The organism is Streptomyces sp. IMTB 2501, from assembly GCF_001953885.1.
Lineage (GTDB): Bacteria > Actinomycetota > Actinomycetes > Streptomycetales > Streptomycetaceae > Streptomyces.
In genome coordinates, this window is record NZ_MQUS01000003.1 from 372882 (window position 1) to 385819 (window position 12938).

The following is a 12938-nucleotide window of genomic DNA, read 5'->3' on the forward strand; positions in this document are numbered from 1 at the left end:
TCAGGCCCTCCTCATGTTCACGACCGCTGTGTGACGGCGATGCACACGAGCACGGCGACGGCGGTCAGGGGAGCGGCCGCCGTGAAGTGCTCGCCGAGCAGCAGCGCCGACCACACCAGTGTGAGCAGCGGCTGGGCCAACTGCAACTGGCTCGCCCGGGGGATGCCGATCGCCGCCATCCCCCGGTACCAGACGACGAGGCCGAGGAACTGTGAGCCGAGCGCGACCCACAGCACACCGGCGATGCCGTGCGCGGTCAGCCGGAAGGGCTCGTACGTCAGCGCCACCGCGGCGGCGGGCACGCTCAGCGGCAGGCACAGCACCAGCGCCCAGCCGATGACCTGCCAGCCCGGCATGACCCGGGCCAGCCGGCCGCCCTCGGTGTAGCCGGCCGCGCACACCAGCAGGGCCGCGAACAGACAGCCGTCGGCGGCCGTCAGCGCACCGCCGCTCTGTGTGACGGTGAAGGCGGCCACGGCCGCGGCCCCCGCCAGCGCGGCCAGCCAGAACCGGCGCGAGGGGCGGCTGCCGGTGCGCAGCGCCGAGAACACGGCGGTGGTCAGTGGCAGGAGCCCCACCACGACGGCGGCGTGCGCGGTGGTGGAGGTCTGCAGCGCGAGCGTGGTCAGCAGCGGGAAGCCGAGTACGACACCGCCGGCGACGACGGCGAGACCCGGCAGATGCCGGCGCTCGGGCAGCGGAACGCGCAGGAAGAGGAGACACCCGCCCGCGATGAGCGCGGCGAGGACACTGCGCACGGCCACCAGCGACCAGGGACCGAAGCTCTCCAGACCCCAGGCGGTGGCCGGGAAGGTCAGCGAGAAGGCGGCGACGCCCAGGGCGGCCAGTGCGGTGCCGAAGCCGCGGTGCTCGCGGGGAGCGGTGACCGCTATCGGACTCGGGGCAGTAGCGCTACTCTGTGTTCTCATGAACCAGCGTAGCAGTGTCAGTGAACTGGCAGAAGAGCTCCGCAGGGACCTGGACCGCTACTCTCCGGGTGGAAAGCTCCCGTCGAGCCGGGCACTGGTCGAGCGGTTCCATGTGAGTCCGGTGACGGTCTCTCGCGCCCTCGCCCAGCTGGCCGCCGAGGGACTGGTGGTCACCCGGCCCGGCGCCGGTGCCTTCCGCGCGCGGCCGCGCACCGCCGCCGAGCCCGCCGGGGACACCTCCTGGCAGGAGGTCGCGCTGAGCGCCGACGGCGCCGCCGACCTCGTCCCGCGCACGGTGGACGCCTCCGGCGTCACGATCTGCCTCGCCGCACCGGCTCCGGGCGTGCTGGAGTTCAACGGCGGTTACCCCCACCCCTGCCTGCAGCCCGAGCGGGCGATGGCCGCCGCCCTCGCCCGGGCCGGCCGGCGCCCCGGCGCCTGGGGCAGGCCCCCGCTGGAGGGCCTGCCGGAGCTGCGGGAGTGGTTCGCGCGCGACATCGGCGGTGCCGTCACGGCCGCGGAGGTACTGATCGCCGCCGGCGGGCAGTCCGCGCTGGCCACGGCCCTGAGGGCGGTCGCGCCGCCCGGCGTCCAGGTCCTCGTGGAGTCCCCCACCTATCCGGGCATGCTGGCCCTGGCCCGCTCGGCCGGTCTGCGCCCGGTCCCGGTGCCGGTCGACCGCGACGGCGTACGGCCCGACCTGCTCGCCGACGCCTTCCGGGCCACCGGCGCCCGGGTGTTCGTCTGCCAGCCCCTCTTCCAGAACCCGACCGGCGCGGTGCTCGCCCCCGACCGCCGCGCCGAGGTGCTGCGCATCGCCCGTGCCGCGGGCGCGTTCGTCATCGAGGACGACTACGTACGACGTCTCGTGCACGCCGACGCGGGCCCGCTGCCGCGCACCCTGGCCGCCGACGACCAGGACGGCGTCGTCGTCCACGTCGGTTCACTGACCAAGGCGACCTCGCCCAGCTTCCGGGTGGCCGCGCTCGCCGCGCGCGGACCCGTGCTGGAACGCCTGCGCGCCATCCAGGTCGTGGACAGCTTCTTCGTGCCGCGCCCCCTCCAGGAGGCCGCCCTGGAACTCGTCGGCTCCCCGGCCTGGCCCCGCCACTTGCGCGCCCTGTCGGCCGAGCTGAAGACCCGCCGCGACACCATGACGACCGAACTCGCCCGCCGCCTTCCCGAACTCGCCCTGCCGCACATCCCGTCCGGTGGCTACCATCTCTGGCTCCGCCTCCCCGACGGCACCGAGGAGACCGCCCTCACCGCGGCCGCCCTCCGCGCCGGCGTCGCCCTCACCCCCGGCCGCCCCTACTTCAGCGCCGAACCCCCCGCCCCCCACCTCCGCCTGAGCTTCGCCGCGGTCGCCGGCACCGGGGAGATCACGGAAGGCGTACGGCGGCTGCGGACGGCCTGTGATGAGGTGCTCTAGGACAGCGTCACCGGCGCGCAGCCGAACTCCCGGTCCTCGCCCTGGTCGCCGCAGCCGTCGTACTCGTCCCAGGCGCCGTAAGACGGTCAAACCATTCGACGCCGGCGCCCGGTGCCTGTGAGGATCCGGGTCATGAGCGACACACCCGCCCTCCCCGACGGTTACGAGTTCTCCGCCGACACGGCCCGTGTCGACGTGGACCGCGTCCACGGCTGGCTGTCGGCCGACGCCTACTGGGCGATCGGCCGGCCCCGCGAGAAGCACGAGCGCGCGATGGCGTCCTCGCTCAACTTCGGGGTGTACGAGACGGTCTCCGGGGAGCAGGTGGCGTACGCGCGCGTGGTCACCGACCAGGCCCTGTTCGGCTGGCTCGCCGATGTGTACGTGGACCCCTCTGTGCGCGGCAAGGGCGTCGGCACGGCTTTCGTCGGCCGCATCCGCGACCACCTGAAGCCGTACGGACTGCGCCGCATGCTGCTCGCCACCGAGGACGCGCACGGCGTGTACGAGAAGGTGGGCTTCCGGCCGCTGGACCGTCCCGACCAGTGGATGATCAACCTCTTCGAGTAAGCAGCCGCTTACCCGTCGTAGCTCACAGGGGTCACCCCTTGACCTGCCTTCACATGCGGCACACCATCACCGCATGCCACTGAGGGTGACGTTCGTCGCCGCCGCGCGCAGCGCCCCGCTGCTCGCCGAGCGCTTCGAGGACGACCGGCCGCTGGACCGGGCCGGCTGGGACGAGGTGCAGCGAGCCGCCGGGGACCTGCTGCCGCTGGCGGCCGCCGAACTGCGCTACTGCTCGCCGACCCCGCGCAGCCGGGCCACCGGCGAGGCGCTGGGGTATGCCCCGCTGGTCCAACTGGCCCTGAGGGACTGCGACATGGGGCGCTGGCGCGGACTGACGCTGGGCGAGGCGATGGCCCGCGAGCCGGATGCGGTGGACGCCTGGCTCGCAGACCCGCGCGCCACCCCGCACGGCGGCGAGTCCCTGCTGGCCTTCATCTCCCGGGTGGGCGGCTGGCTGGACACCCGGCCGGCGGAGGACGGCGGCCGGATCGTCGCCGTCGCCGAGCCCGCCGTGATCCGCGCGGCCTTGGTCTACGCCCTGAAGGCGCCGCCCAGCACGTACTGGAACATCGATGTGCGCCCGCTGTCCATGTCCACCGTCACCGGCCGCGCGGCCCGCTGGAACCTCCGTTTCGACGGTGGCTCGGCTCAGTCCTCGCGCTCGTAGTCCGTGGTCAGCACCAGATCCTTCGCCGGGCCGCCGACCCGCCACACCGAGCGCCAGTGGTCGTTGTCCCGGACGGTGAACTCGCCCCGGTAGAGGTCGGCCGCGCACGGATGGTCGGCGACATACCGCCCCGAGGTCAGGTCCAGCACGTGGAAGGGCCGCCCGTCCGCGAACCGCACCTCCGCCGTGCCCGGGGCGGACCCCGGCACAAACCGCAGCGTCCGGGTCGCGGGCCGCGCCACGCCCTGCCAGGTGAACGTGCCGGACTCCTCGTGCAGCAGCCCGCCGCCCGGCGGCGCGCTGAAGACGGTCACCCCTGAGAAGCTCCCGTCGGCTCCGCTCGCCAGATCCCGCACGCTGCGCCCGACGTGCCAGCGTCCGGCCAGATACGCCAGGACATCGGCGACCGGCCAGTACCGCGGCTGCACATCCATGGGTCGAGCTTACGGGTCACCGTGTTCGCCCCATTGACGTGTTCACGCCCCTCCTCTTACCGTGCGTTCGAAGTGCTGACCAATGTCTGATATTTCGAACAGTCTGTCCTTCGGACACCCGAGAGCCGCGGAGTATCCATGTCACGCACCGCCCGCTGGAGACTCGGCCTGGGAGCGAGCGCCGTCCTGCTCGCGACGGCCGCCCTCCCCGCCCCCGCCCACGCCGATGACGCCAGGGACTACGCGATCACCGTCGACCCCTCGGCCGAGGGGCCCGCGATCGACAAGACGATGTACGGGGTCTTCTTCGAGGACATCAACCGCGCCGCCGACGGCGGCCTGTACGCCGAGCTGGTCCAGAACCGGTCCTTCGAGTACTCCACCGACGACAACGAGGCGTACACCCCGCTGACCGCATGGACGGTCTCCGGTACCGCGCAGGTCGTGAACGACTCCGGCCGCCTCAACGACCGCAACCGCGACTACCTCTCCCTGGGCGCCGGTTCGTCGGTCACCAACTCCGGTTACAACACCGGCATAGCGGTCCAGGACGGCAGGAAGTACGACTTCTCGGTGTGGGCCCGCGCCGACGCCGGCACCGCGCTCACCGTCACCCTCCAGGACGCGGGCGGCACCCTCGCCACCGCCCGGCAGATCCAGGTGAGGAAGAAGGGGTGGGCGAAGTACAAGGCCACCTTCACCGCGTCCCGCACCAGCACCACCGGCCGCCTCACGGTGGCCTCCGGCGCCGCGGCCGCCCTCGACATGGTGTCCCTCTTCCCGCGCGACACCTACAAGCACGAGCCCAACGGCCTGCGCAAGGACCTCGCCGAGAAGATCGCCGCCCTGCATCCGGGCTTCGTCCGCTTCCCCGGCGGCTGTCTCGTCAACACCGGCTCCATGCAGGACTACAGCGCGTCCTCCGGCTGGCAGCGCAAGCGCGCCTACCAGTGGAAGGACACCGTCGGCCCGGTCGAGACCCGCGCCACCAACGCCAACTTCTGGGGCTACAACCAGAGTTACGGCCTCGGCTACTACGAGTACTTCCGCTTGGCCGAGGACATCGGCGCCATGCCCCTGCCCGTCGTACCGGCGCTCGTGACCGGCTGCGGCCAGAACCAGGCCGTCGACGACGACGCGCTGCTCAAGCGGCACATCCAGGACACCCTGGACCTCATCGAGTTCGCCAACGGCCCGGCGACCTCGACATGGGGCAAGGTACGGGCCGAGATGGGCCACCCCAGGCCCTTCCACCTCACCCACATCGAGGTCGGCAACGAGGAGAACCTGCCGAACGAGTTCTTCGCCCGCTTCACCCGGTTCCGCGCGGCCGTCCAGGCCAAGTACCCGTACATGCGGGTGATCTCCAACGCGGGCCCGGACGCGAGCGGCACGACCTTCGACACGGCCTGGAAACTCAACCGGGACGCCAAGGTGCACCTGGTAGACGAGCACTACTACAAGAGCCCGACGTGGTTCCTGCAGAACAACCAGCGCTACGACTCCTACGACCGCTCCGGACCCAAGGTCTTCGTCGGTGAGTACGCCTCCCAGGGCAACGCCTTCAAGAACGGGCTCGCCGAGGCGGCGTACATGACCGGCTTGGAGCGCAACGCCGACGTCGTCAAGCTCGCCTCCTACGCCCCGCTGTTCGCCAACGAGGACTATGTGCAGTGGCGCCCCGACCTCGTGTGGTTCAACAACCATGCCTCGTGGGGCTCGGCCAACTACGAGGTCCAGAAGCTGTTCATGAACAACGTGGGCCACCAAGTGGTGCCGAGCAGGGCCACCACCACGCCGAACGTCAGCGGCCCCATCACGGGCGCGGTCGGCCTGTCCACCTGGAACACCAGCGCCGCCTACGACGACGTGAAGGTCACCGCGGCCGACGGCTCGACCCTGTTCAGCGACGACTTCTCCGGTGACGCCTCGAAGTGGACCCATACCGGCACCGGCAGCTGGAGCGTCCAGGACGGTCAGTACGTCCAGACCGACACCACCGCCCAGAACACCATGGTCTCCGCCGGCGACCCGACCTGGCACGACTACGACCTGCACGTGAAGGCCACCAAGAAGGCGGGTCAGGAGGGCTTCCTCGTCGCCTTCGGGGTCAAGGACACCGGCAACTACTACTGGTGGAACATCGGCGGCTGGAACAACACCCGGACCGCGGTCGAGCAGGCCGTGGACGGCGGCAAGTCCACGCTGATCTCCAGGCCGGGCTCGGTCGACACCGGCCGCGCCTACGACATCGACATCAAGGTGCGCGGCCGCCAGGTCACCCTCTCCCTCGACGGGCAGCAGTGGGGCGGCTTCACCGACGACAAGCCGGCCGAGCCGTTCCGCCAGGTCGTCACGCGGGACGCGAAGACCAGCGAGTTGATCGTCAAGGTCGTCAACGACCAGTCCTCGGCGGCCCGTACGGCGATCGACCTCGGCGGCGCCGAGGTCGCGTCCAGGGCGCGGGTGACCACGCTGGCGGCCGCACCGGACGCCGTGAACAGCGAAACGACCACGGCGGTCGCCCCGGTCACGTCCACCTTCACCGGAGTCGCCGACAGGTTCACGTACACCTTCCCGGCGAACTCGATCACGTTCCTGAGGATCAGGCAGAGGTGATCAGGCAGAGGTGATCAGGCAGGAGTAGCCGTTTCCCGCTCGGGTTGCTGCCGGCCGACCGGCAGCAACCCGCGCTCGGCGAAGACCTTCTTCGCCATGAACGTGGCGTTGAGGGCCTTCGGGAAGCCGCAGTACCCGGCCGAGTGCAGCAGCGTCTCGACGATCTCCTCGGGGGTCAGCCCCACGTTCAGCGCCGCGTTGACGTGCACCTCCAGCTGGGGCTCGCAGCCGCCCAGCGCGGTCAGCATGCCCAGGGTGACCAGCTGGCGGTCCCGGGGCACGAGCCCGGGCCGGTCGTAGATCTCGCCGAAGCCCCAGGACACGATCTGGTGCCCCAGCTCGGGGCTGATGTCGGCCAGCGAGTCGATGACCCGCTGCCCGGCCTCCCCGTCGACTCGCCTCAGGACGTCCAGGCCGTGGGCGAAACGCTCTTCACGCGTGGTGCTCTGCTCGTTGCTCATGACCGGAACGGTAGGAGTTGGAGCACACTCCAACGCAAGCCCGGTCAGACCCCGAAGTACTTCTGGGCCGCCCGGACGCCCGCCGCCAGCGCGTCCACCTCGGCCAGGGTGTTGTAGACGTAGAAGCTCGCCCGGGTCGTCGCCGGGATGCCGTACCGCTTCACGATCGGGCGGGCGCAGTGGTGGCCGACGCGGACGGCCACGCCCCGGTCGTCCAGCACCTGGCCGACGTCGTGCGGGTGGATGCCGTCGACCGTGAAGGAGACGGCCGAGCCCCGGTCGGTGAGATCTGCGGGGCCGACGATCCGGATGCCCGGGATCTCCCTCGACGCCGAGCTGGCCTTCCTCGCCTCGTGCGGATCGGCCGCCGGCGCCTGTCAGCTCGCCGACGAGGCGCACCATGTCGCGTCCTCGTTCCAGCTCGCCGGCTTCAGCCATGTACTCGCCACACTGTGGGAGGTCGCCGACGGAGACGCCACCGAGTGCACCGCGGCGCTGTACGGCCTCCTCGCGGAGGGCGTCCCGCCCGCCGAGGCGTTGCACCGGGTGACCGGTGATCTGCGTGCGCGCTATCCGCGCAGCCCGTGGCTGTGGGCGCCTACATCCATCTGGGGCCCTGACCGGGCAGTGCGGCTCGTGAGCGAGTTCGTCTCTGTTCGGCGACGGTGCGGATGCCGGTGCAGAGCGGGTGCATAGGATCGCCGGCATGGCACTGCGACCTGTGATGGTGAACATCAAGGCTCTTGATCACTCGGCGGTCGGCCGGTTCTGGGCGGAGGCGCTCGGCTGGCGTGCTTACAGCCCCGGTGTGACCACCTACGTCGGACCCGACGGCGGCCTCGTCTGGCCGCACCCGGTCGCCGTCTGCGTCGACGTCGTTCCCGTCCCGGAACCCAAGACAACGACGAAGAACCGTGTGCACCTCGACCTCGCCACCACCTCTGCCACCCATCAGGCGGAGCTGGTCGCGCGCCTTGAGGCTCTCGGCGCGACGCCCGCCCACGTGGGTCAGGGCGAAGTGCCGTGGACGGTCCTCGCCGACCCCGAGGGCAACGAGTTCTGCGTGCTGGAGCCTCGGGAGGTGTACCGGGACACCGGGCCGATCGCCGCGGTGGTGGTCGACTGCGCGGATCCGCGGGCCATGGCCCGGTTCTGGGGCGAGGCGACGGACTGGGCCGTGCACGAGGTGGCCGAAGATCACGCGGTGTTGCGCTCCGCCAAGGGTGTCGGCCCGTTTCTCGAGTTCATCCGCACGCCGGACGTGAAGACCGTGCCGGACCGCGTCCATCTCGATCTGCTGCCGTACCCCGGTGACGACAAAGCAGCGGAGGTGGCCCGGTTGCGGGCCCTCGGCGCCACGGACCTCGACCTCGGCCAGGGCGACGTCCCGTGGACGTGCCTGGCCGACCCGGAGGGCCACGAGTTCTGCGTCCTCGCCCTGCCCTGAGCGGAGCCCGAAGACGTTGCATAAAACTGCAGAGATACGTATAGTCATGCCATCTGGAGGAGGATGGACATGGCGGTACGTGCGGCGGTGGCCGGAGCGAGCGGATACGCGGGCGGCGAGGTCCTGCGCCTGCTCCTCGCGCACCCCGAGGTCGAGATCGGTGCCCTGACCGGGAACTCCAACGCCGGTCAGCGGCTCGGCGCACTGCAGCCGCATCTGCTGCCACTGGCCGACCGGGTCCTCACCGAGACCACGGCCGAAGCGCTCGCCGGACACGACGTGGTCTTCCTCGCGCTGCCGCACGGGCAGTCCGCCGCCGTCGCCGAGCAGCTCGGGCCGGACGTCCTCGTGATCGACATGGGCGCCGACTTCCGGCTGAAGGACCCGGCCGACTGGGAGCGGTTCTACGGCTCCGCGCACGCCGGCACCTGGCCCTACGGCCTCCCCGAACTTCCGGGCGCCCGCGCCAGGCTCACGGGGTCCAAGCGCATCGCGGTACCCGGTTGCTACCCGACCGCCGTCACCCTCGCCCTGTTCCCGGCCCATGCCGCCGGGATCGCCGAGCCCGAGGCGGTGATCGTCGCCGCGTCCGGCACGTCCGGCGCGGGCAAGACGCCCAAGCCGCATCTGCTCGGCAGCGAGGTCATGGGCTCCATGTCGCCGTACGGCGTCGGCGGTGGCCACCGGCACACCCCCGAGATGATCCAGAACCTCAGCGGGGTGGCGGGGGAGCGGGTCGCGGTCTCCTTCACGCCGACACTCGCGCCGATGCCGCGCGGGATCCTCGCCACGTGCAGCGCGTCGGCTGTCGCCGGACTGACGGCGGAGTCGGTCCGGGCCGCCTACGAGAAGGCCTACGCCGACGAGCCCTTCGTCCATCTGCTGCCCGAGGGCCAGTGGCCCGCCACGGCGGCCGTCTACGGTTCGAACGCCGTTCAGGTGCAGGTCGCGTACGACGAGGCCGTAGGCCGCATCATCGCGATCAGCGCCATCGACAACCTGACCAAGGGCACCGCCGGCGGTGCCGTCCAGAGCATGAACATCGCCCTGGGGCTCGACGAGACCACCGGGCTTTCCACGATCGGAGTCGCACCGTGAGTGTCACGGCAGCCAAGGGATTCACGGCGGCGGGCATCGCCGCCGGGATCAAGGAGAACGGCAACCCCGACCTGGCCCTCGTGGTCAACAACGGGCCGCGCCGTGCCGCCGCGGGCGTCTTCACCTCCAACCGCGTGAAGGCCGCGCCGGTGCTGTGGTCCGAGCAGGTCCTCAAGGGCGGCGAGCTGACCGCCGTCGTCCTGAACTCCGGCGGCGCCAACGCCTGTACGGGCCCCAAGGGCTTCCAGGACACCCACGCCACCGCGGAGAAGGTCGCCGAGTCGCTCAACACCCGAGGCCACGACGCGACCGGCGGCCACGCCCCGGGCCAGGTCGCCGTTTGCTCCACCGGCCTGATCGGTGTGCTGCTGCCGATGGACAAGCTGCTGCCCGGAGTGGACACGGCGGTGGCCCAGCTCAGCCCGCACGGCGGTGAGAAGGCCGCCATCGCCATCAAGACCACCGACACCGTCCACAAGACCTCCGTCGTGACGAAGGACGGCTGGACCGTCGGCGGCATGGCCAAGGGCGCCGGTATGCTCGCGCCCGGCCTCGCCACCATGCTGGTCGTCCTCACCACCGACGCCGACCTCGGCAGCGAGGCGCTGGACCGGGCCCTGCGCGCCGCCACCAAGGTCACCTTCGACCGCGTCGACTCCGACGGCTGCATGTCCACCAACGACACCGTGCTGCTGCTCTCCTCCGGCGCCTCCGGCATCACCCCGGAGTACGCCGCGTTCGCCGAGGCCGTGACGAAGGTCTGCGACGACCTCGGCCGGCAGCTCATCGGCGACGCCGAGGGCGCCAGCAAGGACATCAAGGTCGAGGTGATCAACGCGGCGAGCGAGCAGGAGGCCGTGGAGGTGGGCCGTTCCATCGCCCGCAACAACCTCCTCAAGTGCGCGATCCACGGCGAGGACCCCAACTGGGGCCGGGTGCTCTCCGCGATCGGTACCACCTCGGCCGCCTTCGAGCCGGACCAGCTCAACGTCGCCATCAACGGCGTGTGGGTGTGCAAGAACGGCTGTGTCGGCGAGGACCGCGAGCTGGTCGACATGCGCTACCGCGAGGTGCACATCGTCGCCGACCTGGCCGCGGGCACCGACACCGCGACGATCTGGACCAACGACCTCACCGCCGACTACGTCCACGAGAACAGCGCCTACTCCTCATGACCACGACCCGGAAACACACCGCGCTGCCCAAGGCCCAGATCCTCATCGAGGCGCTGCCCTGGCTGACCCGCCACCACGGCAAGATCGTCGTCATCAAGTTCGGCGGCAACGCCATGGTGAACGAGGAGCTGAAGGCCGCCTTCGCCCAGGACGTCGTCTTCCTGCGGCACGCCGGCCTCAAGCCGGTCGTCGTCCACGGCGGCGGCCCGCAGATCAGCGCCGCCCTCGACCGGCACGGCATCGTCAGCGAGTTCAAGGCGGGCCTGCGCGTCACCACCGAGGACGCCATGGACGTCGTACGGATGGTGCTCGCCGGGCAGGTGCAGCGTGAACTGGTCGGCCTGCTCAACCAGCACGGGCCGCTCGCCGTCGGCCTGACCGGCGAGGACGCGCACACCATCACCGCCACCAGGCACCGGCCCGAGATCGACGGCGAACGGGTCGACATCGGACGGGTCGGCGAGATCACCGCGATCGACACGGGCGCGATCGAGGCCCTGCTGGCCGACGGCCGTATCCCGGTCGTGTCGTCGATCGCCCGCTCCCAGGATGACGGACATGTCTACAACGTCAATGCTGATACGGCGGCTGCGGCACTCGCTGCTGCACTGGGCGCCGAAACACTCATGGTCCTCACCGACGTCGAGGGCCTCTACGAGGACTGGCCGAACTCCGACGAGGTGATCAGCCGCCTCACCGCTTCCCAGCTGGAGAAGCTGCTGCCGGAGCTGAGCGCCGGCATGGCGCCGAAGATGGAGGGCTGCCTGCGCGCCGTACGAGGCGGCGTGACGACCGCCCGCGTCATCGACGGCCGGGTCCAGCACTCGATCCTGCTGGAGATCTTCACCGACGAAGGCATCGGCACGATGGTCGTGCCCGACGAACAGGGGGAGTCATGAGCAACCAGGAGCTGACCGAGCGCTGGCAGGGCGCGCTCATGAACAACTACGGCACCCCGCGGCTGCCCCTCGTGCGCGGCGCGGGCATGAAGGTGTGGGACGCCGAGGGCCGTGAGTACCACGACTTCGTCGGCGGCATCGCCACCAACGCCCTCGGCCACGCCCACCCGGCGATCGTCGAGGCGGTCAGCCGGCAGATCGGCCAGCTGGGCCACATCTCCAACTTCTTCATGGCCGAGCCCACCGTCGCCCTCGCCGAACGGCTGCTTCAGCTCTTCGACCGCGAGGGCAGGGTCTTCTTCTGCAACTCCGGCGCCGAGGCCAACGAGACCGCCTTCAAGATCGGCCGGCTCACCGGGCGCACCCACATGGTCGCCACCGACGGCGGTTTCCACGGCCGTACGATGGGCGCCCTCGCGCTCACCGGCCAGCCCGCCAAGCAGGACCCGTTCCGGCCGCTGCCCGCCGACGTCACCCATGTGCCCTACGGCGACGCGCAGGCGCTGGCCGCGGCGGTCACCGAGGAGACCGCCCTGGTGATCATCGAGCCGGTCCAGGGCGAGAAAGGTGTGGTCGTACCCCCGCCCGGCTACCTCAAGGCCGCCCGCGCCATCACCGCCGCCACCGGCGCCCTGCTGGTCCTGGACGAGGTGCAGACCGGCATCGGCCGCACCGGCACCTGGTTCGAGTACCAGGCCCACGAGGGCGTGCTCCCCGATGTCGTCACCCTCGCCAAGCAGCTCGGCGGCGGACTGCCGCTCGGCGCCACCGTGGCCTTCGGCCGGGCCGCCGAACTCCTCCAGCCCGGCCAGCACGGCACCACCTTCGGCGGCAACCCGGTCGCCTGCGCCGCCGGACTCGCCGTCCTCGACACGATCGCGGGCGACGGACTGCTGGAGAACGTCAAGCGGCAGGGCGAGAAGCTCCGCGAGGGAATCGAGGGCCTCGGACACCCGTTGATCGATTATGTGCGGGGCGCCGGCCTGCTCCTGGGTATCGTGCTCACCGGACCGCGCGCGCAGCAGGTGCAGCAAGCGGCCCAGGAGGCCGGGTTCCTGGTGAACGCGCCCGCTCCCGACGTCGTACGGCTGATGCCGCCGCTGAACCTGAGCGACGCCGAGACGGGTGCCTTCCTTCGGGCGCTGCCCGGCATCCTCGACGCAGCGAACCCAGCGAATGGGGACGGACGATCCGGAGAATGAGACGA

The 12938-nt window shown here is 71.0% G+C and carries 13 protein-coding genes and 1 pseudogene; 10 read left to right on the forward strand and 4 right to left on the reverse strand.

Annotated features, from left to right (window positions below):
• Positions 1-17 precede the first annotated feature (17 nt).
• Positions 18-929 carry a DMT family transporter gene (locus AV521_RS08150; protein WP_076085630.1) on the reverse strand — a complete coding sequence of 304 codons (912 nt, stop codon included), beginning with the start codon at positions 927-929 and terminating at the stop codon, positions 18-20.
• Between AV521_RS08150 and AV521_RS08155 the strand changes: the two genes are divergently transcribed.
• The 3 genes from AV521_RS08155 to AV521_RS08165 all read left to right on the forward strand — a co-directional run bounded on the left by AV521_RS08155 (position 928) and on the right by AV521_RS08165 (position 3598).
• Entirely contained in the window at positions 928-2361 is a 1434-nt protein-coding gene (locus tag AV521_RS08155) for a PLP-dependent aminotransferase family protein (protein ID WP_076085633.1), read from the forward strand. The genes AV521_RS08150 and AV521_RS08155 overlap by 2 nt on opposite strands.
• A 132-nt stretch (positions 2362-2493) precedes the next feature.
• Complete coding sequence (locus AV521_RS08160) at positions 2494-2931, forward strand: GNAT family N-acetyltransferase (protein WP_076085636.1); 438 nt, start codon at positions 2494-2496, stop codon at positions 2929-2931.
• A gap of 73 nt (positions 2932-3004) precedes the next feature.
• Positions 3005-3598 (forward strand): histidine phosphatase family protein, encoded by a 594-nt coding sequence (locus AV521_RS08165; protein WP_076085639.1) that lies wholly within the window; start codon positions 3005-3007, stop codon positions 3596-3598.
• Here the strand turns inward: AV521_RS08165 and AV521_RS08170 are convergent.
• Positions 3580-4032 (reverse strand): DUF6314 family protein, encoded by a 453-nt coding sequence (locus AV521_RS08170; protein WP_076085642.1) that lies wholly within the window; start codon positions 4030-4032, stop codon positions 3580-3582. The genes AV521_RS08165 and AV521_RS08170 overlap by 19 nt on opposite strands.
• 138 nt (positions 4033-4170) lie before the next feature.
• Here AV521_RS08170 and AV521_RS08175 point away from each other — a divergent pair, with 138 nt between their 5' ends.
• On the forward strand, positions 4171-6651 hold the full coding sequence (locus tag AV521_RS08175; protein ID WP_076085645.1) for an alpha-L-arabinofuranosidase C-terminal domain-containing protein: 2481 nt from the start codon (positions 4171-4173) through the stop codon (positions 6649-6651).
• Positions 6652-6665: 14 nt separating this feature from the next.
• On the opposite strand, the gene AV521_RS08180 is transcribed toward AV521_RS08175, so the two are convergent.
• Positions 6666-7112: a carboxymuconolactone decarboxylase family protein gene (locus AV521_RS08180; protein WP_076085648.1), complete on the reverse strand. Its 447-nt coding sequence runs from the start codon at positions 7110-7112 to the stop codon at positions 6666-6668.
• Between the two features lie 44 nt (positions 7113-7156).
• Positions 7157-7435, reverse strand: a pseudogene (locus tag AV521_RS08185) (aminotransferase class V-fold PLP-dependent enzyme); the annotation flags it as partial.
• Between AV521_RS08185 and AV521_RS08190 the strand changes: the two are divergent.
• From AV521_RS08190 to AV521_RS08215, 6 genes are all read left to right on the forward strand, one after another.
• Positions 7422-7808 (forward strand): CHAT domain-containing protein, encoded by a 387-nt coding sequence (locus tag AV521_RS08190; RefSeq protein WP_076085651.1) that lies wholly within the window; start codon positions 7422-7424, stop codon positions 7806-7808. The pseudogene AV521_RS08185 and the gene AV521_RS08190 overlap by 14 nt on opposite strands.
• A gap of 10 nt (positions 7809-7818) precedes the next feature.
• Positions 7819-8559: a VOC family protein gene (locus AV521_RS08195; RefSeq protein ID WP_076085654.1), complete on the forward strand. Its 741-nt coding sequence runs from the start codon at positions 7819-7821 to the stop codon at positions 8557-8559.
• A gap of 69 nt (positions 8560-8628) precedes the next feature.
• Positions 8629-9657: an N-acetyl-gamma-glutamyl-phosphate reductase gene (argC, locus tag AV521_RS08200; protein ID WP_076085657.1), complete on the forward strand. Its 1029-nt coding sequence runs from the start codon at positions 8629-8631 to the stop codon at positions 9655-9657.
• Positions 9654-10832 carry a bifunctional glutamate N-acetyltransferase/amino-acid acetyltransferase ArgJ gene (gene argJ / locus AV521_RS08205; protein ID WP_076085660.1) on the forward strand — a complete coding sequence of 393 codons (1179 nt, stop codon included), beginning with the start codon at positions 9654-9656 and terminating at the stop codon, positions 10830-10832. The genes argC and argJ overlap by 4 nt, the downstream gene beginning before the upstream one ends.
• A complete protein-coding gene (argB, locus tag AV521_RS08210) occupies positions 10829-11731 on the forward strand; it encodes an acetylglutamate kinase (RefSeq protein ID WP_076085663.1) in 903 nt (300 codons plus the stop codon). Before argJ ends, argB begins: the two co-directional genes overlap by 4 nt.
• Positions 11728-12933 (forward strand): acetylornithine transaminase, encoded by a 1206-nt coding sequence (locus AV521_RS08215; protein WP_076085666.1) that lies wholly within the window; start codon positions 11728-11730, stop codon positions 12931-12933. The genes argB and AV521_RS08215 overlap by 4 nt, the downstream gene beginning before the upstream one ends.
• Positions 12934-12938: the final 5 nt, after the last annotated feature.